The sequence below is a fragment of the Halomonas sp. I5-271120 genome (genome assembly GCF_030553075.1).
Taxonomy (GTDB): domain Bacteria; phylum Pseudomonadota; class Gammaproteobacteria; order Pseudomonadales; family Halomonadaceae; genus Onishia; species Onishia taeanensis_A.
Genome location: NZ_CP130701.1, coordinates 305,400 through 326,052 on the forward strand (window position 1 = coordinate 305,400; position 20,653 = coordinate 326,052).

General features: G+C 61.8%; 21 protein-coding genes. 6 read left to right on the forward strand and 15 right to left on the reverse strand.

Annotated elements, in window-relative coordinates; all coding sequences use genetic code 11:
* Positions 1–109 precede the first annotated feature (109 nt).
* The gene (locus tag Q2K57_RS01370; RefSeq protein ID WP_112054541.1) at positions 110–1,612 is read left to right on the forward strand and encodes a RimK family protein; all 1,503 of its coding nucleotides are present in this window, start codon (positions 110–112) and stop codon (positions 1,610–1,612) included.
* A 74-nt stretch (positions 1,613–1,686) separates the two neighbouring features.
* Positions 1,687–2,103, forward strand: a complete 417-nt coding sequence (locus Q2K57_RS01375; RefSeq protein WP_112054543.1) for a hypothetical protein — start codon at positions 1,687–1,689, stop codon at positions 2,101–2,103.
* A gap of 97 nt (positions 2,104–2,200) precedes the next feature.
* Here the strand turns inward: Q2K57_RS01375 and Q2K57_RS01380 are convergent, their stop codons facing one another.
* From Q2K57_RS01380 to Q2K57_RS01405, 6 genes are all read right to left on the reverse strand, one after another.
* On the reverse strand, positions 2,201–2,998 hold the full coding sequence (locus Q2K57_RS01380) for a DUF2797 domain-containing protein (RefSeq protein ID WP_112054746.1): 798 nt from the start codon (positions 2,996–2,998) through the stop codon (positions 2,201–2,203).
* 32 nt (positions 2,999–3,030) lie between these two features.
* Positions 3,031–3,342 (reverse strand): YeaC family protein, encoded by a 312-nt coding sequence (locus Q2K57_RS01385; protein ID WP_112054544.1) that lies wholly within the window; start codon positions 3,340–3,342, stop codon positions 3,031–3,033.
* 42 nt (positions 3,343–3,384) lie between these two features.
* Complete coding sequence (locus Q2K57_RS01390; protein WP_112054546.1) at positions 3,385–4,236, reverse strand: rhomboid family intramembrane serine protease; 852 nt, start codon at positions 4,234–4,236, stop codon at positions 3,385–3,387.
* A gap of 245 nt (positions 4,237–4,481) precedes the next feature.
* Positions 4,482–5,477: a metallophosphoesterase gene (locus Q2K57_RS01395; RefSeq protein WP_181463051.1), complete on the reverse strand. Its 996-nt coding sequence runs from the start codon at positions 5,475–5,477 to the stop codon at positions 4,482–4,484.
* Between the two features lies 1 nt (position 5,478).
* Positions 5,479–6,360 carry an NAD(+) kinase gene (locus Q2K57_RS01400; protein ID WP_112054548.1) on the reverse strand — a complete coding sequence of 294 codons (882 nt, stop codon included), beginning with the start codon at positions 6,358–6,360 and terminating at the stop codon, positions 5,479–5,481.
* A gap of 72 nt (positions 6,361–6,432) precedes the next feature.
* The gene (locus Q2K57_RS01405) at positions 6,433–7,311 is read right to left on the reverse strand and encodes a carboxylate/amino acid/amine transporter (protein WP_112054550.1); all 879 of its coding nucleotides are present in this window, start codon (positions 7,309–7,311) and stop codon (positions 6,433–6,435) included.
* Positions 7,312–7,336: 25 nt separating this feature from the next.
* Between Q2K57_RS01405 and Q2K57_RS01410 the strand changes: the two genes are divergently transcribed.
* The gene (locus Q2K57_RS01410) at positions 7,337–7,810 is read left to right on the forward strand and encodes a DUF6314 family protein (protein WP_146742466.1); all 474 of its coding nucleotides are present in this window, start codon (positions 7,337–7,339) and stop codon (positions 7,808–7,810) included.
* 120 nt (positions 7,811–7,930) lie between these two features.
* On the opposite strand, the gene Q2K57_RS01415 is transcribed toward Q2K57_RS01410, so the two are convergent.
* The 8 genes from Q2K57_RS01415 to Q2K57_RS01450 all read right to left on the reverse strand — a co-directional run bounded on the left by Q2K57_RS01415 (position 7,931) and on the right by Q2K57_RS01450 (position 17,435).
* Positions 7,931–9,613 carry a glycerol-3-phosphate dehydrogenase/oxidase gene (locus tag Q2K57_RS01415; RefSeq protein WP_112054554.1) on the reverse strand — a complete coding sequence of 561 codons (1,683 nt, stop codon included), beginning with the start codon at positions 9,611–9,613 and terminating at the stop codon, positions 7,931–7,933.
* Positions 9,614–9,790: 177 nt separating this feature from the next.
* The gene (gene glpK / locus Q2K57_RS01420) at positions 9,791–11,299 is read right to left on the reverse strand and encodes a glycerol kinase GlpK (protein ID WP_112054556.1); all 1,509 of its coding nucleotides are present in this window, start codon (positions 11,297–11,299) and stop codon (positions 9,791–9,793) included.
* A gap of 111 nt (positions 11,300–11,410) precedes the next feature.
* Entirely contained in the window at positions 11,411–13,123 is a 1,713-nt protein-coding gene (locus tag Q2K57_RS01425; protein WP_369700285.1) for an ABC transporter substrate-binding protein, read from the reverse strand.
* A gap of 70 nt (positions 13,124–13,193) precedes the next feature.
* Positions 13,194–13,466, reverse strand: coding sequence for a DUF2160 domain-containing protein (locus tag Q2K57_RS01430; RefSeq protein WP_112054559.1), 273 nt, complete (start codon positions 13,464–13,466; stop codon positions 13,194–13,196).
* Between the two features lie 12 nt (positions 13,467–13,478).
* Positions 13,479–14,372: a carbohydrate ABC transporter permease gene (locus Q2K57_RS01435; RefSeq protein WP_112054561.1), complete on the reverse strand. Its 894-nt coding sequence runs from the start codon at positions 14,370–14,372 to the stop codon at positions 13,479–13,481.
* 1 nt (position 14,373) lies between these two features.
* Positions 14,374–15,252 (reverse strand): carbohydrate ABC transporter permease, encoded by an 879-nt coding sequence (locus Q2K57_RS01440; protein WP_112054563.1) that lies wholly within the window; start codon positions 15,250–15,252, stop codon positions 14,374–14,376.
* Entirely contained in the window at positions 15,245–16,345 is a 1,101-nt protein-coding gene (locus Q2K57_RS01445; RefSeq protein WP_112054565.1) for an ABC transporter ATP-binding protein, read from the reverse strand. Before Q2K57_RS01445 ends, Q2K57_RS01440 begins: the two co-directional genes overlap by 8 nt.
* A gap of 1 nt (position 16,346) precedes the next feature.
* Positions 16,347–17,435: an ABC transporter ATP-binding protein gene (locus tag Q2K57_RS01450; protein WP_112054567.1), complete on the reverse strand. Its 1,089-nt coding sequence runs from the start codon at positions 17,433–17,435 to the stop codon at positions 16,347–16,349.
* 188 nt (positions 17,436–17,623) lie between these two features.
* Between Q2K57_RS01450 and Q2K57_RS01455 the strand changes: the two genes are divergently transcribed.
* Positions 17,624–17,911, forward strand: a complete 288-nt coding sequence (locus Q2K57_RS01455) for a hypothetical protein (protein ID WP_146742467.1) — start codon at positions 17,624–17,626, stop codon at positions 17,909–17,911.
* A 45-nt stretch (positions 17,912–17,956) separates the two neighbouring features.
* Here the strand turns inward: Q2K57_RS01455 and Q2K57_RS18330 are convergent, their stop codons facing one another.
* Positions 17,957–18,313 carry a hypothetical protein gene (locus Q2K57_RS18330; protein WP_181463052.1) on the reverse strand — a complete coding sequence of 119 codons (357 nt, stop codon included), beginning with the start codon at positions 18,311–18,313 and terminating at the stop codon, positions 17,957–17,959.
* 341 nt (positions 18,314–18,654) lie between these two features.
* On the opposite strand from Q2K57_RS18330, the gene Q2K57_RS01465 reads away from it, so the two are divergent.
* Both Q2K57_RS01465 and Q2K57_RS01470 read left to right on the forward strand, forming a co-directional pair.
* Positions 18,655–20,124 (forward strand): dihydrolipoyl dehydrogenase, encoded by a 1,470-nt coding sequence (locus Q2K57_RS01465; RefSeq protein WP_112054569.1) that lies wholly within the window; start codon positions 18,655–18,657, stop codon positions 20,122–20,124.
* Between the two features lie 58 nt (positions 20,125–20,182).
* Complete coding sequence (locus tag Q2K57_RS01470) at positions 20,183–20,596, forward strand: CBS domain-containing protein (RefSeq protein WP_112054570.1); 414 nt, start codon at positions 20,183–20,185, stop codon at positions 20,594–20,596.
* Positions 20,597–20,653 lie beyond the last annotated feature (57 nt).

The window sequence follows — 20,653 nt, forward strand, 5'->3', positions numbered from 1 at the left end:
CTGGGATGATGAATTTATTTCACCATATCCGCATATTGTCTTGATCCCTCTGCACGCGCATGCTGACCATCAGGAATTGCCTTCGGCCGCGCTCAAGGAGAGCCTTTCAATGCCCCTGCAAATCGTCGTCGACCGACTTGTCGACTGGCGCCCCTACTTCCCAAGCGACGACCTGATCACGGCCGATGATTACCTGGCAGAGGCGCGACCGGCTCAGGCCCTGGAAAAAGAACAGGAGCAGGATGCGGCCACCCACGTCATCAACCTGTCTGGTGAACTCGACTACTTGGAGAGCGGCTACTATGTGTCGCTGCTGGCGCAGGCCCGCGGCCAGCGAGTGCTACCCAGCGTCGAGACGCTCAATCAACTGTCGCGCAAGGCACTGGTCGACCTGCAGCTCGAGGCCCTGAGCCCTCTGCTCAATGAGCTGGCCAAGCGCGGTTCGCTGACCGGCGACAGCATCACCCTGCGCGTGATGTTCGGCGAGAGCCTGCAACCGGCGCTGTCCAAGCTGGCCCGCAAACTCTTCGAACGCCTGCCCTGCCCGCTGCTCGAGGCGCGCTTCACGCGACGCCAGGACATGTGGCGGCTGTCACGGCTCAAGCCACTGCGGCTCACCGCGCTCACTCAAGAAGAGCAGGACCTGTTCGCCAGCGCCTTGAACCGGCACTCGCGCAAGGTCTGGCGAACCCCAAAGGCCCGCCGCCGCTATCGCTTCGACCTGGCCATGCTGGTCGACCCGCAGGAGGCCCTGCCCCCAAGCAACCGCGCCGCACTCAAGGAGTTCATCCGTGCCGGACGCAAGCTGGGTATCGATGTCTCGCTGATCACCAAGCGTGACGCGGGTCGGCTGGCCGAGTTCGATGGGCTCTTCATCCGGGAGACCACGAGCCTCGATCACCATACCTATCGCATGGCTCGACGCGCCGAGCATGAGGGCCTGGTGGTCATCGACGACCCACGCTCGATCCTGCGCTGCACCAACAAGGTGTATCTGCACACCCTGCTGCGGGCACGTGGCATCGCGACTCCTGAAGGCGTACTGCTGAATCGCAACGACCTGCCCCGGTTGGCGGAAAAGGCGGCGGGACTCAGCTTCCCCATGGTGCTCAAGATCCCCGACGGCTCCTTCTCGCGGGGCATCGTCAAGATCACCTCCGCCGAGGCGCTGTTGGCCGAAGCCGAGCGGCTGTTCGCCTCCTCGGCCCTGCTGTTGCTGCAGGAGTGGCTGCCCACCGACTTCGACTGGCGCATCGGCGTGCTCGACGGCCAGCCGCTGTTCGCCAGCCGCTACTACATGGCCCGCGGTCACTGGCAGATCTACGACCACTCCAAGGGCAAGACCAGAAGCGGCGGCTTCAGCACGCACGCTCCCGAGGATGTGCCCGCCGCCGTCATCAAGGCGGCGCTCAAGTCGACCCGGCTGATCGGCAACGGCCTGTATGGCGTCGATCTGAAGCAGATCGGCGACCGAGTGGTGGTCATCGAGATCAACGATAACCCCAATATCGACGCCGGCGTGGAAGACTCCCTGCTGGGACGAGCCCTCTACAGCCGAATCCTCGAGGTGTTCCTCGAGCGTATGGAGGCCAACCGACGCGTCGGCGGTTGAGGCAACGGCTGCTAAGATGGGCGTCTTATGCTCAAGGAGCGTCTGCTCCAGGCCCGTCCCAAGGAAAGCCCCGCATGACCAATACCTCGTCCGCCCAGCCTCTCCTGCGTCAGTACCTGACGCAGGTCGCTTGCCAGGGCCAGCCCGTCACCTACCGTCAGGCCTGTGAAGCCCTGGGGCTATCCCCACCCGGCATGATTCAGGCTCTGGCGCGGCTGCTGGAAGACAGCATGGGTGATGACGCCGCGGCCGATCGCCCCTTCCTGGCCGCACTGGTCGTCAGCCAGTCAAGAGAGCGCCACGGCCTACCGGCACCGGGCTTCTTCGATGCGGCCCGCCGTTTGGGTCGCTTCGGCAGCGACGCGAAAGGTGATGGGGGAAGGGAATCTGACAATCGGTCGGAAAGTGCGGCAGGCAATGAATCAGCACGTGAGGCAGCCAGGCGCTTTCACGAACAGGAACTGGCTGCTGCACTGGCGCACTATGGTTAAAACAACATGATTAAAACAACATGGCTGAGCAATCAGTGACGGTCGCCGAAGGCAGACCGCGGAGCCCGATTGCTCCCCGGTCGGCCTGGAATCAGCATCAACCGACCTCGACCTCGTAGCCGGTAAACTTGCGAAGGTTGATGACACCGGTATCGAGGATCAGGTACTGGCCCTTGAGCCCCATCAGGGTGCCTTCTACCTCGGCGACCTTGTCGAAGTTGTGAGAAACGATTTTGCGCGGGAACTCGAGCACCGGGTAATCGAGGTGGCGAGGCGCGTCATCCAGCACGCGGATGGCATCAGCGCCGAAACGCTCGCGCAGGCTGCTGAGCCCGCCGTCGAGCTTGGCCAATAGTCGATCACGCTCGCCGACCAGATCCATCGGCTCAACGTCGCCCTTGAGCATCGCGCGCCAGTTGGTGCGATCGCTGACCTCTTCCTTGAACAGCATCTCGACGAAGCCAGACTGCTGTCGGGTGTCGACCTCGATAATCGGCAGGGCCTGGATGGCGCCCTGATCGAGCCAGCGAGTCGGCACCTGGGTACGTCGGGTGATCCCCACCTTGAGCCCCGATGAGTTGGCCAGATAGACCACATGGGGCTGGAAGCAGTGACGCTCGCCCCATTCCGGCTCGCGGCAGGTGCCGGCGAAGAAGTGGCAGGTCTCAGGCTTCATGATGCAGGTATCGCAGCTGGCCAAGCGCTTGAAGCAGGGGTAACAGTGGCCCTGGGCGAAGCTTTTCTTGGTGGCCCGGCCGCAGTGCGTGCAGGCAATGGCACCGGTCCAGCTAAGCCGCAACGACTGACCCAGACGCGCATTGAGGGGCAGGCGCGTTTCATCGAGACGCAGTGCGTAATCCGCCGCCTCCCCGGCCTTTCCCGGCGAGATGGCCATCTTGCTCAGGCAACCGCGAGCGGCGGTGTCGATCAGTTCACCCACTTGAGGCTTTCCTCGCCGTTGCTGGCACTCTCTACACTACTATTTCCACTACTCCCCCCACCGACATCACTCCCAGCGTCGCTGCCACAGCTGGTGCGATCCAGATAGCCGACCCGCTGGTCGGGAGACACGCCATGCTCGGCTTCGTACTTGATCACGGCCTCGAGGCACAGCTCGACCTGCTCGGCGCTCAGCACCCGCCCGTCAGGCCATTTGCGCAGCGACACCGCCTGCTTGAGGCTATCGTAGATGGCCGGCGTCATCTGCTGGACCATCTTGTCGAAGGTCATCTCGCTCATTTCAGTCTTCCTTTAGTGACATGGGGTGTCATCACCATCGCATCAGGCCCTTCGGGCACGGCGCGCATCATACCAGCCCAGTGCCAGGCCCACGACCAGGCCGCCCACGTGGGCCTCGTTGGCCACGTTGCCGAACCCGACCATCCCGGCCATCTCGGTCATGGTGAAGACCATCCAGCCCAGCATGAACACCACCAGCATCTGGGGCACGAAGAACCCGCTGCTGGGCGCTAGCCGCGACATCAGCCATACGTAACCAAGCAGCGCATAGACCACGCCGGACATGCCGCCGAACAGCACCGTGCCGGTGACGTACTGGGCAAGGTTGCCCACGATGGCACTGACGACGGCCAGGACCAGCATCAGCTTGCCGCCGCGCAGCGCCTCGATCTGGCGGCCGAAATACCACAGCCACAGCAGATTGAAGATCAGGTGCATCCAGCCGAAGTGCAAAAGGGCCGGCGAAAACAGCCGCCACACCTGCCCGGAGCTCAGGGTATCGGCCAGCGTGCCCAGGCTCAGGCTGCCGCCCGCCACGGCCACCGGCACGATGGTCAACATGGCCACCACGATATCGCCGAGCAGCCACATCAGGCCAAACACCACTAGGCAGGCCGCCAGCAAGCTGGCGGTCACCGGCGCCAGGGCGAAGGGGCGCAACAGCGGCGACGCATTGAGCTTGGCGCGCGCCGCATGGCCGCTGGGCATCAGCGACTCGCCGCGCTGCCAGCGTTCCAGCAACCGGGTGAGATCATCCAACTGGGCGGGGTCCGCAAGCCACAGGGTGTAGCCGTCCTCGTCCTCAGTGAAGCGATGACCGATGCGGTGGGCCCACAGTGCCTGGCGCAGGTCACGGGTATCGGTGTCTCGGGGCAGCATGAGCACCTTCAACATGCGGGGTTCCTTTTCATGCCAGTATGAATGGGGGCATACGCCGCAAAAGGCGTCTATGCGCCAGTGTAACGAATTCCACAAAGAAAAATCCGGCGGAGGGGGCCGCCGGATAAGAGCAAGGGATCATTCAAGGGAACACTCTTGAGATGCGCCTGCCGGGAAGAAGTTCATGCGTGATGCCTAAAATAATGTAAAAGTTTGTTATCTTATCGTGACAGATTGTTCTTACCGCCTATTCCGGTCGTTCAATCGAAATCGATCTCCCAGGGCCGAGGCATCGCCTGCTCATCGCGAGGCACCTTGAGCCAGACGAAGTGATTGGCATCCAGTCGAGTTTCGCCGCTCCAGCGATAGGCCACCAGGCGGCCAAACTTGACCGCGCTGTAATCGAGGCAGGCCACGTTGGGCGCCGGCAATGCCGGAATGCCCTCGCACCAATAGTGGCCAATAAACAGCGGCGGCTCGTCGGGTCCGTAGTAGCTCAGTCGGGCACGTTCGCTCGCGCTCAACGCTCGAAGCTCCAGGTCGCCGGGCAGGTTGTCCGGCTGAAAGACCACATCGCCGTAGGTATGCGGGTCGCGGGCCCAGAAGTGAGTGCGAAAGCTGCGGCGCCGGAAACCGTCTCCTGAGTGAATCTCCAGGTTATCGGGCAGCACGAGGTGGCTGCCACGGGTCAACCGGTCCATGATCGCAAAGGCCTTGGTGCCGTGCATCGCCGACTCGCGCAGGAAGGCTTCATCCATGCGTCCGTCCGGGTGGTCGAGGCGAAAGGCGTCGATCAACGCCTGATCCCAGCAGGCGTGAACCACCCGCAGGCCGTCTCGCTCTAGAAACAGCGGAATCTGCATGAACCAGGCCAGGGTATCGTCCCACTCGTTCAGGTGATCGCTGTACTGCTCGAGGGTGTCCTTGATGATGCGGTTATGTCGCGGAGTATGGGCCCGCAGGAAGCCCCCTTCCGGGTCACGCCGGCAATACGCCAGGGCGTTGTATTCGTGATTGCCCATGACGATATGCGCCTCGCCGGCCTCGACCATGCGCCGGGCAATGGTCACCGCCAGGCGAATGCGCGGGCCGCGGTCGATCAGGTCGCCGAGGAAGATCACCCGCCGCCGCGGATGGCGATAGACCCCGCGCCGCCGGTGATAGCCGAGCTTCTCGAGCAGTGCGGCCAGGGTGGCGCCACAGCCGTGCACATCGCCGATCAGGTCGTAGCCTTCGATGCCATCGCTCATGGTCATCTCAATCCCCCAGCCGGCTGCTCCAGCCGAGCTTGCTGCGACAGACCTCGTAGAAGTTGTGGCCCAGGGGGTGCACCAGCTTCAAACGCTCGGGCTTCCTGCGTACATAGAGAATGTCGTCGGGTTTGGATACGACCCGAGTCTGACCATCGCAGCTGACGTGGGGATAGGCTTCGTTGGTCTCGCCGATATGAATGCGGATTTCAGAACTGGCATCCACAACGATGGGACGGCTCGACAGGGTATGGGGAAACATCGGCACCAGGGTGATGGCTTCAATGCTGGGATGCACGATAGGACCACCGCCGGAGAGCGCGTAGGCGGTGGAGCCGGTAGGAGTGGCAATGATCAGTCCATCGCTGCGCTGGCTGTAGACGAACTGGCCGTCGATGAAGAGCTCGAACTCGATCATGCGCACCGCCTTACCGGGATGCATAACTACGTCGTTGAGGGCTTCGGCGCTGCCGACCAGCGCATCATTGCGATAGACCTCGGCATCGAGCAGGAAGCGCTCTTCGATCATGAAGCGCCCGGCCAGTACCTCGCCGACCTTGTCCTCGAGCTCGCTCGGCGAGATGTCGGTCAGAAAGCCCAGCCGGCCACGGTTGACCCCGAGCACCGGCGTGCCGCTCTTGCACAGCGCTCGCGCCGCGCCCAGCAGGCTGCCATCACCTCCGATCACGATCACCAGATCACAGATTTCGCCCAGCATCCGCCGGCTGGCTTCCTGCTGGCCGTGATCCAACATCACGGTTGCAGTGCGATCCTCGAGAATGACGTGATAGCCGCCTTCATCGAGGAAGCGGATCAGTCGCCTGAGCGTATCCACTACCTTGGCACTGCCCATGCGGCCGATCAGGCCAATGTTCTTGAAGGTTGTCATGCGCGCTCCCGCCTCATCGAGCCGTCATTATGCGGACTCCCGCCGGGAGCGGCAAACCGCCAGGCAGCCCCCTCAAGCCAGCGGCGAGACCGGCAGGCGGCGACGGCGCACCCACCACTCGTTGATAGCGAGCGACGCCACGAGGATGGCACCGCCCAGCGCCAGTCGGGATAGATCGGCATCCCGGTTCCAGAGCGCCAGGTTGACCAGAAGCCCCGCCGGCACCAGCGCATTGTTCATGATGGCAAGCGCTCCCGCATCGACCCGGGTCGCTCCCTTGTTCCACAGGAAGTAGCCGAGCCCAGAGGCCACCAGGCCAAGCCACGCCAGCACGCCCCACTGAAGCCCAGAGGAAGGCAGCTTAGCGGGGTTGCCGAACAGCGCGAAGGCCACGACCACCAGCGCCAGTGCGCCCAGGTAGAACCAGCCGAAGATGCTGTATTGGGGCACATCATCTTCCAGGCGCACGGCCAGATGACGGTAGGCCACCTGACCCAGCGCAAAGCACAGGTTGGCGCCCTGCACCACTAGGAAACCCAGCCAGAAACCGCTATCCACGCCCTGGTAGCGAATCACCGCCGCGCCGATCACGGCAAGCAATGCACTGAGCAGGTAGAATGGCGTGAACCGCCCGGCCAGGGCGTCGTCGATCAGCGTTACGTAGAGCGGCGTGAAGATGGTGAACAGCAGCACCTCCGGCACCGACAGCAGCAGAAACGACTGATAGAAGAAGATGTACATCAGCCCCAACTGCACGGCGCCGATCGCCATCAGCGCCAGCTTGTGACGATTGGCCAGCAGCCGCGGCTTGAGAAACGGCAAGAACACCAGCGTGGCCAACACGATGCGCACCAGCACCGCGAAGTAGCTGTCGACCTGACCGGACAGGTAGGCGCCGATCAGCGAGAACGAAAACGCCCATAAGGCTGTGACGCCCACAAGATAGCTCATTGGTTAACTCCACAAGGAAATAAAGTTGACAAGCATTATACGCGTGCGCGCCCTGCTACCAACCATCAGTCGCCTGAAATTTTCCTCGCGTTCCGGCACTGCCTCGCAGTGCGAGTGGTCCGGCGAAGGATATGGCAGCGTCACGGTGAGCGAAGACGACCAGGTACGATGCTTCCATGTACGCTTCCATGAGGAGGGCCACTTCGCGCTCGCAGGACAATCTCGGGAAGTCGCGTTTCGCAACGTCTATCGTTGGGAGCTGGAAGAGGACCGCTTGCGCCTCTTCCATGAGCGGCGCGGTCGAGAAGCGGCCGTCTGGCTGTTCGACCTGATCGAGGCCGAGGATGGCAGCGGGCTGGTGGCCGCCGCCCCTCACCTGTGCGGCGAGGATCGCTACACGGCAAGACTAGCGGTCAATAGCGATGGCTTCGCGCTCGACTGGCGCATCCAAGGCCCGCGCAAGGACGAATCGATCGCCTACCGCTATTTCATTCGCTGAGCCCTTCTGCCAACGTCCTCGGCATTGATCAGGCGGCGGTGGGATCTCTCCTGCGCCCTGCCCTCACCGCCTGACCGGTTCTCTTGGCCGACGCTCTTGGCCGGTTTTCTTATGATGGTCTTAGCGCCACTTGAGCGACTCCGAATGCGCCGGGTTATCGGCGTGGGAGTCGGCGCTCAGCACCTCACCGACGCTCTGGGCCTGAGGGCTCGCCAAGTACTCCTCGAGCTTGGCCTCGGCCTCGTCGCCAAACAGGATCTCGCAGGCCTCTCTGAGCCCGGGGGCCTTGCGGATGTCTTCGGCACTGACCACCAGCGAGATCTTCGAGCGCCGGCGCAGGAAATCCTCGAGACGGGTAATCATCTCGCGGCGCTGTGCCTGTCGAATCTCGCAGCGCAGGTACTCGGTGCCTTCGATCAACACCTCGGCCTGACGCGGGTCTTCGCGGATTTCCTCGAGCATGTCCAATGCCTGAGCGCCGTAGCGCCGCCAAAGCCGTGTGCTCAGGGCCTCATGGTGATGAGGCGCCATGGCGTCCAGCCCCATCAGGCGCGCCTGATGGAAGAATTCCTTGCGCACCGCTCGTCCCGGCTCCCCATACCAGACGTAGTCTGCATAGGGCACCTCGACGCCCAGCTCCTTGACCGCCGCAACGATCTCGTCGCCGACGTTAAGGCAGTCGGTCAGCTTGCCGCCAAAGATGCTCAGGTGATGGGTAGCGGCGTCGGTATCGATGACGTGCTTGCGAGAGAGCTGCAGGAAGTCCCGATCGCCCCCCGAGCTCGCCTTGACCGCCAACGGACGCACGCCGCAGCGGGTCGAAATGATGTCGTCCTGGGTCAGCGGCGCATTCAGCGTCAGTCGCTTGTTGATGTTGTCCAGCACGAAGCGGATGTCATCGTCGGTGACCTTCACCTCGGGGCTCTCTACCCGGGTGTCGGTGGTGCCGATACAGGTGCGCCGCCCCATGGGAATGACGAAGAATAGCCGGCCGTCATCGGCGAAGAAGGCCAGCACCCGCTGATGCTCGCTGAGCTGCGGCACGATCAGGTGAATGCCCTTGGAATAGACGTGCTGGTGCTCGGTGCGCTCGCCGCTCAGGGAGTTGTGCTGATCCACATAGGGCCCGGCGGCATTGACCACCACCTTGGCGCGAATCTCGAAGGTATCGCCGGTCATCACATTGCGGGCCTGGGTGATCCAGCGCTGCCCTTCCCGCTTGGCGCCCAGCGACTCGACATAGTTAGTGGCCGCACAGCCCCGGTCCATGGCACTGCGCACGAAGTTGAAGACAAAGCGCGCATCATTGTCGTGCAGGTAGGCATCGGAGTATTCGAAGCCGCCCACGCTGCCAGCGATATCGACGATCGGCTCACGGGCCTTGATGCCCTCAGGCGACAGGTAGTGCGGGATCTTGGTGAAGCCATTACCGATGAACCAGTAGAGCCAGCTACCCGCCCACAGATAGCGCGGGTGGTAGCGGAAACCGCTGGCGATGGTAGTCAGGAATCGAATCTCCTTCACCGTCGACGGAAAGTGCTTGATCAGGTGGTTGCGACTCTTGCACAGCTTGCGGACCAGCGGAAAGTCATGGCTCTCCATGTACTTGATGCCGCCCCACACCAGATTCGAGGAATGCATGCTGGTGCTGCTGGCAAAGTCGCCGCGATCAATCAGCGCCACCTTGACGCCCTTGCCCGCCAACGCCGCCGCCGAGGCCGCGCCATTGATGCCGCCCCCGATGACCAGGACATCGAAATCCTCTTGCTGCTGGCGGTCGAGATTGTGTTTGCGCAATTGCATGATGCCGTGCCTTTGTGAAGTGGCCTTTGTCTTTGTCGAGTAATCTTTGAGGAGTGGCCTTTGTGAAATGGACTTTATGAAATGACTCGGCCAATAGGACGCGATGCAGACGCAAGAGCCCTCCCCTCGTAACAACCCTCCCTTTTTTAATAACGCGTCATAGCGAGCAACGCAGGCCTACTCCAGCGGCGTGTCCCAAGCCTTGGAGAGCGCCACCGCCCGATGCCAGCGCCGATAAAGGGCGGCGCGCTCCGCCTCAGGCATGCCCGGCTGATAGCACTGGGCAAGCTGCCACTTGGCGTCGATCTCGGCGCGATCCTTCCAGAAGCCGGTCGCCAGACCCGCGAGATAGGCGGCGCCAAGCGCCGTGGTCTCGGTGATCCGCGGCACCTTGACCGGCACACCCAAGGTGTCGGCCTGGAACTGCATCAGGAAGGTGTTCACCGCCCCGCCGCCATCGGCGCGCAGCTCTTTGAGCGGAATGCCGGACTCATCAACCATGATCTCGACGATGTCGCGCGTCTGGTAGGCAATGCTCTCGAGCACCGCCCGGGCGATATGCGCCTTGGTGGTGCCCCGCGTCACGCCAAGCAGCGTGCCGCGCGCATAAGGGTCCCAATGCGGCGCGCCAAGCCCGGTCAGAGCCGGCACGAAATAGACGTTGTCATTGCCTGACAGTGACAGCGCCATGCGCTCGGTGTCTGCGGCATCATCGATGATATTGAGTTCATCACGCAGCCACTGCACCGCCGCGCCGGTGACGAAGATCGCCCCTTCCAGCGCGTATTCCACCGGTTCATCGCCGATGCCCCAGGCGATGGTCGAGAGCAACCCGTGCTGGCTTGCCACCGGCTGGGTGCCTGTGTTCATCAGCAGGAAGCTGCCGGTGCCATAGGTGTTCTTGGCCATGCCCTCGCCGTGGCAGGCCTCACCGAACAGCGCGGCCTGCTGATCCCCGGCGATACCGGCCACCGGCACGCGAGCACCGAAAAATGCCTCCGGGTCGGTCTCACCGAAGAGCGAAGACGATGATTTGACCTCGGGCAGGATGGCCGCCGGCACCTTGAGCAGGTCCAGCAGCTCCTCGTCCCATTCGAGGCTATGGATGTTGTACATCAGGGTGCGCGATGCGTTGGACACATCGGTTGCATGCACTCGCCCGCCGGTCAGCTTGTGGACCAGCCAGCTGTCGATGGTGCCAAAGGCGAGCTCGCCGCGCTCGGCGCGCTCACGCAGGCCGCTGACGTTGTCGAGCAGCCAGCGCACCTTGGTACCGGAAAAGTAGGGGTCGCAGACCAACCCGGTTTTGGCGCGGAAGGTGGCTTCGAGCCCCTCCTCGCGTAGCGTCTCGCAGATACCTGCCGCACGGCGGTCCTGCCAGACAATGGCGCGGTGAACCGGCTCGCCGGTCTCGCGGTCCCACAGCAGCGTGGTCTCGCGTTGGTTGGCGATGCCGATGCCGACGATTTGATCGGGAAGAATATCGGCGCGATTGAGCGCCTCCTGGACGACCTGATGCGTCACGCTCCAGATCATCTGTGCATCGTGCTCGACCCAGCCAGGCTTGGGATAGTACTGACGAAACTCCCGGTAGGCCCTGCCCCGGGCGATGCCGTCATGGTCGAAGACCAGCACCGTCGAGCCCGTGGTGCCCTGGTCGATGGCCAGGATATAACCCTTGTTCATGCAATCACCTCGGCACCACCTCGCCCCGCGAACGGGACGAGGAAGCGTCATGCCGGTTGACGATAGTCCCTTGGGCGGCCGTTTTGCCGGCCGCCCTCCGGCGATCAAGCCTTACTGCTGCCAGGACTGGATCAGTTCGTCGTAGGGGACGGTGGTGCCCTGAGGCATCTCGTTGTCGAGCTTGGCCTTGGGCGCACCGGGCTGGTTCAGCCAGTACTCCGGGTCACGCTCTTCGTTGAGCTTGGGTTCGAAGGTAGCGAACACCTTCGCACGAGCCAGTCGCGACATGATGTTGTCGAGATCTCCGGCCAGGTTGTCCAGGGCTTCCTTGGGGGTGACATCGCCGCTGACCGCAGGGGCCAGGTTCTGCCACCACAGCGGAGCCATGCGCGGATAGTCAGGCACGTTGGTGCTCGACGGGGTCCACTTGGACTGATCCGGGCTGCGATAGAACTCCACCAGGCCACCCAGCTTGGGCGCCATCTCGGTCATCTCGTCGGAGAAGATGTCTGAGCGGCGAATTGGTGTCAGACCGGCCATCAGCTTCTCAAGTGACACCGTCTTGGAGGTGGTGAACTGCGCGTACAGCCAGGCTGCAGTGCGACGATCCTCGGGTGTGGAATCGAAGAAGGTCCAGGAGCCCACGTCCTGATAGCCAACCTTCATGCCTTCTTCCCAGTAAGGACCGGTCGGCGAAGGGGCCATGCGCCACTTGGGGTTGCCCTCGGCATCGGTGACCGGCACATCGGGGCTGGTCATGTCGGCGGTGAAGGCGGTGTACCAGAACATCTGCTGGGCGATCTGGCCCTGGGCAGGCACCGGGCCGGCCTCACCGAAGGTCATGCCCTGGGCTTCAGGCGGCGCATAGTCACGCAGCCAGTCGACCATCTTGGTGACGGCGAACACCGAGGCCGGCGAATTGGTGGCACCGCCGCGGCTGACGCTGGCGCCTACCGGACGGCTGTCTTCGTCGACGCGGATACCCCAGTCATCTACCGGATTACCGAAGGGCACGCCGGGGCTACCCATACCGGCCATCGACAGCCAGGAGTCATGGAAACGCCAGCCAAGTGACGGATCGCGACGCCCGTAGTCCATGTGGCCGTAGACCTTCTGGCCGTCGAGTTCACCTACATCATTGGTGAAGAACTCAGCGATGTCCTGATAGGCAGTCCAGTTGGTCGGCACGCCCAGATCATAGCCGTAGCGCTCGCGGAACTGTTTCTGCAGGTCTTCGCGCTGGAACCAGTCATAGCGGAACCAGTAGAGGTTGGCGAACTGCTGGTCGGGCAGCTGATAGATATCCCCATCCGGCCCAGTGGTGTACTGGATGCCGATGAAGTCTTCCAGGTCCAGAGTCGGCAGAGTGTAGTCGGCCCACTCATTTTTCATCGCTTTGGACAGGTTGATGGTGGTGCCATAGCGAATATGGGTGCCGATGGAGTCCGAATCGTTGACGTAGCCATCGTAGATGTTGCGACCCGACTGCATCTGGGTCTGCATGTTGTTGACGACGTCACCCTCGCCAATGATGTTGTGGGTGAGCTCGATGCCGGTCAGCTCTGTGAAGGCCTTGGACAGCACGTCGCGCTCATAGACGTGGGTGGTCAAGCCTTCGGAGACCACGTTGATCTCCATGCCACGGAAGGGTTCGGCGGCCTTGGCGAACCACTCGAGCTCGGCAGCCTGCTGCTCGCGGCTCAGCGTCGAGTGCTGGAAGTTCTCGTCGATCAGCCGGTCGATAACGGCCTGAGTGTCATGATTGTCGGCGTGCACTGAGCCGCTGGCCAGCATCACGCCAGCCGCCAGCACAGAGAGTCGCATTCTTGTCGGTATCATAATGACCTCTTCTTATTGAAGTGCTTACTTGAAGGAGTGACTCCTTCCACCCAGATCACCCCCAACGGATCAGTACCAGCAACCACAGTACCGAACCCGCAAGGGCCCACCAGATACTCAGGGGCGTGAAGCCCACCACCATCAGATGCAGATAGGCGGCGGACAACAGCCCGATAAAGAGACGATCACCGCGCGTGGTCGAGATCGGCAGAAAGCCCTTACGCTCGACCGTTGGCTGCACGACCTCCCAGACCGTCATGCCGGCGAGCATCGCCGCAATAACGGAAAAGAAGACAGTGGTCGGCAGCGTCCATACCATCCATTCCATGACGCGCCCTCCTCAGGTGCGGCCCAGGGCGAAGCCCTTGGCGATGTGATTGCGAACGAAGTAGACCACCAGGATGCCGGGCACGATGGTCAGCACACCGGCGGCGGCCAGCGTCCCCCAGTCGATGCCTGAGGCCGTGGAGGTACTGGTCATCACCGAGGCAATCGGCTGCGCATTGGTCGAGGTCAGGGTGCTGGCCAGCAGCAGCTCGACCCACGAGAACATGAACAGGAAGAACAGCGTCACGCCGATCCCCGAGCGAATCATCGGGATGAAGATCCGCACGAAGAAGCGCGGGAAACTATAGCCATCGATGAAGGCGGTCTCGTCGATTTCCTTGGGCACGCTGCTCATGAAGCCCTCGAGAATCCAGATCGCCAGAGGGATATTGAACAGGCAGTGCGCCAGCGCCACCGCGATATGGGTATCGAACAGCCCCACGGTGTAATAGAGCTGGAAGTACGGCAGCAGGAAGACGGCGGGCGGCGCCATCAGGTTGGTCAGCAGCCAGAAGAACAGGTGCTTATCGCCAATGAAATGATAGCGACTGAACGCATAGGCCGCAGGCAAGGCAACCAGAATACTGATCACCATGTTCATCACCACATAGGTGATCGAGTTCACATAGCCCATATACCAAGTCTCAGTGGTAAAGATCTTGGTGTAGTGCTCAAGGGTGAAGTTGTCCGGCCACAGGGTTAAGCCACCGAGAATCTCGGTGTTGGACTGGAACGACATGTTCATCAGCCAGTAGATCGGCAGCAGGACGAACAGCAAATAGAGTCCCAGCAGGAGCTTGGGCCGCAGGCGGCCCGGCACGGCCCGTGCCTTGCGGCGGCGCCGCTTGTCTTCGACGGCTGCCCGCTGGCGCACTTCTGCGGGAGTCGTAGGCTTGGACTGGCTCATCTCAGGCGCCCCCCTCTTTGTCTTTCTGCATATTCATGATCGCGGTGTAGAACACCCAACTGACCAGCAGGATGATCAGGAAGTAGATCAGCGAGAAGGCGGCAGAAGGACCGAGATCCTGCTGGCCGATTGCCATGGTGGTCAGTGACTGACTCAGGAAGGTGGTCGAACTGCCTGGCCCGCCACCGGTCAGCACGAAGGGCTCGGCGTAGATCATGAAAGAGTGCATGAAGCGCAGCAGCACCCCGATCACCAGCACGTTGGTCAGCTTGGGCAGTTGAATGAAGCGGAACACCGCCCAGCGCGAGGCGCGATCGATACGTGCCGCCTGGTAGTAGGCTTCGGGAATCGAGCGCAGACCGCTATAGCACAAAAGCGCGATCAGCGGCGTCCAGTGCCAGACGTCCATGATGATGATGGTGCCCCACGCATCCACCGCGCTGCGGGTGATGTTGTACTCGTAGCCCAGCTCGCGAAGCCCCCAGCCCATCAGGCCGATGTCGCCACGGGTAAAGATCTGCCAGATGCTGCCCACCACGTTCCAGGGAATCAGCAGCGGCAGCGTCACCAGGATCAGTACCGCCGAAGCCTGCCAGCCCTTCTTGGGCATCAGCAGGGCAATGCCGATACCCAGCGGCACCTGAATGCAGAGCACCGTCAGCGAAAAGGCGAACTGGCGCAGCAACGCCGACTGCAGGGTCGGATCGTTGAGCATTTGCACGAACCATTCGGTGCCGGTGAAAAAGCGGGTGTTGGCATCGAACACGTCCTGCACCGAATAGTTGACGACGGTCATCAACGGAATGATCGCCGAGAAGGCCACCAGCGCCAGCATCGGCAGGATCAGCAGCCAGGCCTTGTTGTCGTAGACCTTATTCATGGTCGGTCTCCACACGGTATTCGTCGATATAGACGCCCAGGCGCCCCTGGGGGAAGCGGATGTAGGCCTTGCCCTTGGGCGTGACCTGGTCCTCATCGATACGCGCCTTGAGGGTCACGTCGCCAAGCGCCAGCGTCAGGATCGAATAGGTCCCCAAGTCCTGAGCGTTCACCACATCGACTGCCAGCGAGTCTTCCTCGGCGGTCTCGAAGACCTCCACGAAGTCGGGACGGATACCGAGGCGAATGTTGTCCGAGGAACTGCGGGCGATCATGTCCCGCATCTTGGGCGCGACCGGAATCACCACCTCACCGCAGCGAACCTGGTCATCTTTCACCGAGATATCGAGCAGGTTCATGCCGGGGCTGCCGATGAAATAGCCTACGAAGGTATGAGCCGGGCGCTCATAAAGCTCACGAGGGGTGCCGAACTGCACTACCTGGCCCTGGTACATGACCGCGATCTTGTCAGCGAACGTCGAGGCTTCCAGCTGATCGTGGGTCACATAGACCATGGTGATGTTGAAGCGCCGGTGGATCTCCTTGAGCTTACGGCGCAGCTTCCACTTGAGCTGCGGGTCGATCACGGTCAGCGGCTCGTCGAAGAGAATCGCCGAGACGTCTTCGCGGACCAGGCCGCGGCCCATGGAGACCTTCTGCTTTTCGTCGGCGGTCAGGTTCTTGGCCTTGCGCTTGAGCTGGGGGGTCAGCTCCAGCACGTCGGCCACTTCGAGCACCTTCTCGCGGATCTGCGTCTCGCCCATACCGGCGTTACGCAGCGGAAAAGCCAGGTTGTCGAATACCGTCATGGTGTCGTACACCACCGGGAACTGGAAAACCTGGGCGATGTTGCGCTGCTCGGGAGGTAGCGAGTTGACGCGCTCGCCATCGAACAGCACTTCCCCGCTTGAGGGCTCCAGCAGCCCGGAGATGATGTTGAGCAAGGTCGACTTGCCACAGCCGGACGGCCCCAGCAAGGCATAGGCGCCGCCCTGGTGCCAGACATGATCCATCTCGCGAATCGCATAATCTTCTGGCCCGGACGGCGACGGCAGATAGGAATGGGCGAGTTGCCGCAGGGTAATTTCCGCCATCTTAGAGGCCTCCCAAATGCGCCGGAATATGAACCACGCCGCCCTGCCGATCGAAGGCATAGACCTTGTGCGTCGGCACGTAGAGAGTGACGGGGTCGTCAGGATCGAACTCGTGAACGCCTTCCAGCAGCACCGTCATCTCGAAGCGCTCGTTATGTACGTGAAGGAAGGTTTCCGAGCCACTTAGCTCGGCCAGGTCGACGCGCATCTCGAGCGATAGATCGTCCGCCGCCTGAGGGTGCAGCGCGATATGCGAGGCGCGGATGCCGAAACGGAAGTCCCCCTCGCCCAGCGGACGCAGGTCATCATTGAGGGGGAACTGGATGCCACCATCGAGATGCACCTCGCGCCCGGTGATGCGGCCATCGACGATATTGATCGGCGGCTCCGAGAACATCTCGGCGGCAAGGATGTCCTGGGGACGGTGATACACCTCTTCGGTGGGCCCGTACTGCAGCAGTCTTCCCTCATGCAGCACGGCGGTATTGCCGCCCAGCGCCAGCGCCTCGCCGGGCTCGGTGGTGGCATAGACCGCGATGCAATGGCGCTCGCTGAACAGGGTGCGCAGTTCGTCGCGCAGCTCTTCACGCAGCTTGTAATCCAGGTTGACCAGCGGTTCGTCGAAGAGAATGACGTCGGCTTCCTTGACCAGCGCTCGCCCCATGGCGGTTCGCTGCTGCTGGCCACCGGACAGTTCCAGAGGAAAGCGGTCCAGCAGATGGTCGATGCGCAGCATCTCGGCGGTCTCGCGCACGCGACGATCGATATCGGCGCTGGCGACCTTGGCCAGCCTGAGCGGCGAGGCGATGTTCTCAAAGACGCTCAGCGCCGGATAGTTGATGAACTGCTGGTACACCATCGAGACATTGCGACGACGCACCGAAACGCCGGTCACGTCGCGACCGTCCATCATGATGCGCCCACGGGTCGGAACTTCGAGCCCCGCCATCAGGCGCATCAGCGTTGTCTTGCCTGCCAGGGTGCGCCCCAGCAGCACGTTGAACGACCCCGGGGCTAATTCCATATTCACGCCTTCGATATGGGTGGCGCCGTTGACCACGTGGTCGATGTTCTCAAGGATCAGGGACATGTCGTTCTCATGGGCAGCATGGGTGAATCAGCGCGAGACAACCTGCAAGCAGACGTCGCGCGACATGGCAGCGGAGAGATCAGTAACACTAGGCGAGCTCCTGTTTGTTGTTGTAAGAAGCGATTCAGGAGGACAAGTGCACATCAGCGCATCTTGATGTTCGCTTGCAAACATACGAACACTCACAGATGTTCGTTTCAGTGCTCAGACTAGTCGAGAGGGGGTATGGCGGCAACGCAAACTGGGCGTTTCTAGCTTATACCTTGGTCTACAAGGCCCTAAAAATCAGTAAAATGATCGAAAAATGCGAAAATAACAGGAAGGCGGCACGACATTTTCGCTTTCGATCATGGAAAGAAAGCCCAACCGAACATTCGACGGCACATCACAGCGCCGCCGAAGGGTTGATGGGGAACATAACATCAGGGAAAGAAGGCGGGATGCGGCTGGGGTTGGATTTAGTCGAGCTGGATTGAACCGGGTTGAATTGAGGCGAGTGGATTGCGCTGGATTGCGTCGCCTCAGGAATTGCCTTTCTCACCGGATCTTGGCTCGTCACCCTTACCTTCACCGGCCTGACGTCCGCTCCCGGCTTTCTCATCACCATGGTCGCCTGACGGTTTCGACTGGTTGTCGCACGCCGATACCCTACCGCCATGTGCCTTAGGATCTATTTTCTGTTCGAGTCGCTCGGCGCCGTCGGCCAAGGATTCGTGATAGCGAGACCAGTCTTCCCAGTCGTGGGGCGTGCCACTGCGGGGGCGATGCTGTCCTGCCTCGATGGCTCTGGACCAGGCCAGCTCCTCAAGGGTATGCGGTTTTTCCTCTTCCTTGTCCAGGTCGATGCCTTTCTTGGCGAGATATTGGCGAGCATCCATAAGGACTCTCCTCTAGGCTCTTGTCGGTGTTGCGACTTTCGGGGCCAGCGCCGGCAAACTAGCCAAACCTGCTCCGAAACCGGCTGTTCCATCACCATTCTACTCTTCATGACTCAGGTCGGTGATGGGTGTTTCATCAGCGAAAGCTATCGCTGAGTTCAAATCAATCAAATTCCTCTCTCACTGACGTACCGGGATACTCGTAGGCGTTTTACGCTAGGCAGCGTCGCCTTAGGTCTGAGATAGCATCGATGTTGTCGACATACCTCTGGGCAAATGCGGTCAGGACCGCGTCTCATACACGCCGCTGCCCGCTCACTCATTCGGATATGGAACTGGATATGCAAGAACGTCAGGTTGATGTCGCCATCATCGGTGCCGGTACCGCCGGTCTCGGCGCCTACCGCGCCGCTAAACAGCACACCGATTCCGTGGTCATGATCGAGGGTGGCCCTTACGGTACCACCTGCGCCCGGGTGGGCTGCATGCCCTCGAAGCTCTTGATCGCCGCTGCCGAGGCCGCCCACCAAGCCGCTGATACCGAGGCCTTCGGCATCCGCCTCAATGGCGAGATCGAAGTCAATGGTGCAGCGGTGATGGCGCGCGTGAAACGTGAACGTGACCGTTTCGTCGGTTTCGTGCTCGAATCGGTCGAGCGCATTCCCGCCGACGACAAGCTACACGGCTATGCCCGCTTTGAAGGCCCCAACACCCTGCTCGTTGATGATCACACCCGCGTACACGCCAAGCGGGTAGTGATCGCCAGCGGTTCACGGCCCAGCTACCCCGGTTTCTTCGAGGCTGCCGGCGACAGACTGATCATCAACGACGACGTTTTCGAATGGGACAACCTGCCGGAGTCGGTTGCTGTATTCGGCCCCGGCGTTATCGGCCTCGAGCTTGGCCAGGCATTGCACCGCCTCGGCGTGCGGCTGAGAGTGTTTGGCGTCGGCGGCGCCCTAGGCCCTCTTCAGGATGACGCCGTGCGTGACGTCGCGGATCGCACCTTCAACCAGGAGTTCTACGTCGACCCCGATGCCCAAGTAGAGGCCATCGAGCGAGACGGCGACAGCGTGGTGGTGACCTTCCTCGAGCGCGACAGTGGCCAGCGCCTGACCGAGCGCTTCGACTACCTGCTCGCCGCCACCGGGCGTCGCCCTAACGTCGACCGGCTCTCGATCGAGAACGCCAATCTGACGCTTAACGACAAGGGCGTGCCGACCTACAACACCTTTACCCTGCAGTGTCGCAATGCCGAAGGCGGCCCCAGTCATATTTTCATCGCTGGAGACGCCGACCAGGACCTGCCTCTGCTGCATGAAGCCAGCGACGAAGGGCGCATCGCCGGCGACAACGCCGGGCGCTACCCCGAAATGCGCGCCGGCCAGCGCCGCACACCGTTGGCGGTAGTGTTTAGCGATCCACAGATGGCAACGGTGGGGCTCAGCTATGCTGAACTCGAAAGGCGCTACGGCGGATGTGACTGCCTGGCCAGCGGCGAGGTGTCTTTCGAAGGCCAAGGCCGCTCACGAGTGATGCGAGTCAACAAGGGGCTGATGCGGGTCTATGCCGAGCAGGGCAGCGGGCTCTTCCTTGGCGCTGAGATATTTGGCCCGCGCGCCGAGCACCTGGCGCACTTGCTGGCCTGGGCACAGCAACAGCGCATGACGGTCGCCCAGATGCTGGAGATGCCGTTCTATCACCCGGTCATCGAAGAAGGTCTACGTACCGCCCTTCGCGACCTGAACGCCAATCTGCAGCTCGGTTCTCGGATCGTTGAGCGCTGCATGGAATGCGGACCGGGCGACTGACCCAACCCGGGGCCAAGCGACGCAACGGGTCACTACCGTTGAAGCAAGGAGACTGACGATGCCACAGACCGCTCCCAGTATCGTACGCGATATCATGTCCCGCGATTGCTATAGGGTGACCAGTAATACCTCGATCACCCAACTGGTCAAGGGCCTTGGGCTGCACCGGCTGCCAGGCGTGCCGGTTGTCGATGACCGAGATCATCTGATCGGCTTCATCTCCGAGCAGGACGTGCTTGGCAAGTTGCTTCAGAGCGCCTACCTCAACGACGAGGCGCCACTGGTCAGGGAACTGATGCGCCACGAAGTACTGTCGGTGGCGCCTGCCAAGAGCATCACCGACCTTGCCCAGGAAATGCTCGGCACCAAGCCAAAGGTTTACCCGGTCGTGGAACAGGAGCGTCTGGTGGGTATCGTGACGCGTCGCGACATCCTCAGCGCCATTCTGCAAATGCGCGGCGGGCACCACTAGGCGCCAGCCGATACCGCCTCCAAGCTCACGCTCCAACGTCATACCCAGACGAGCGCT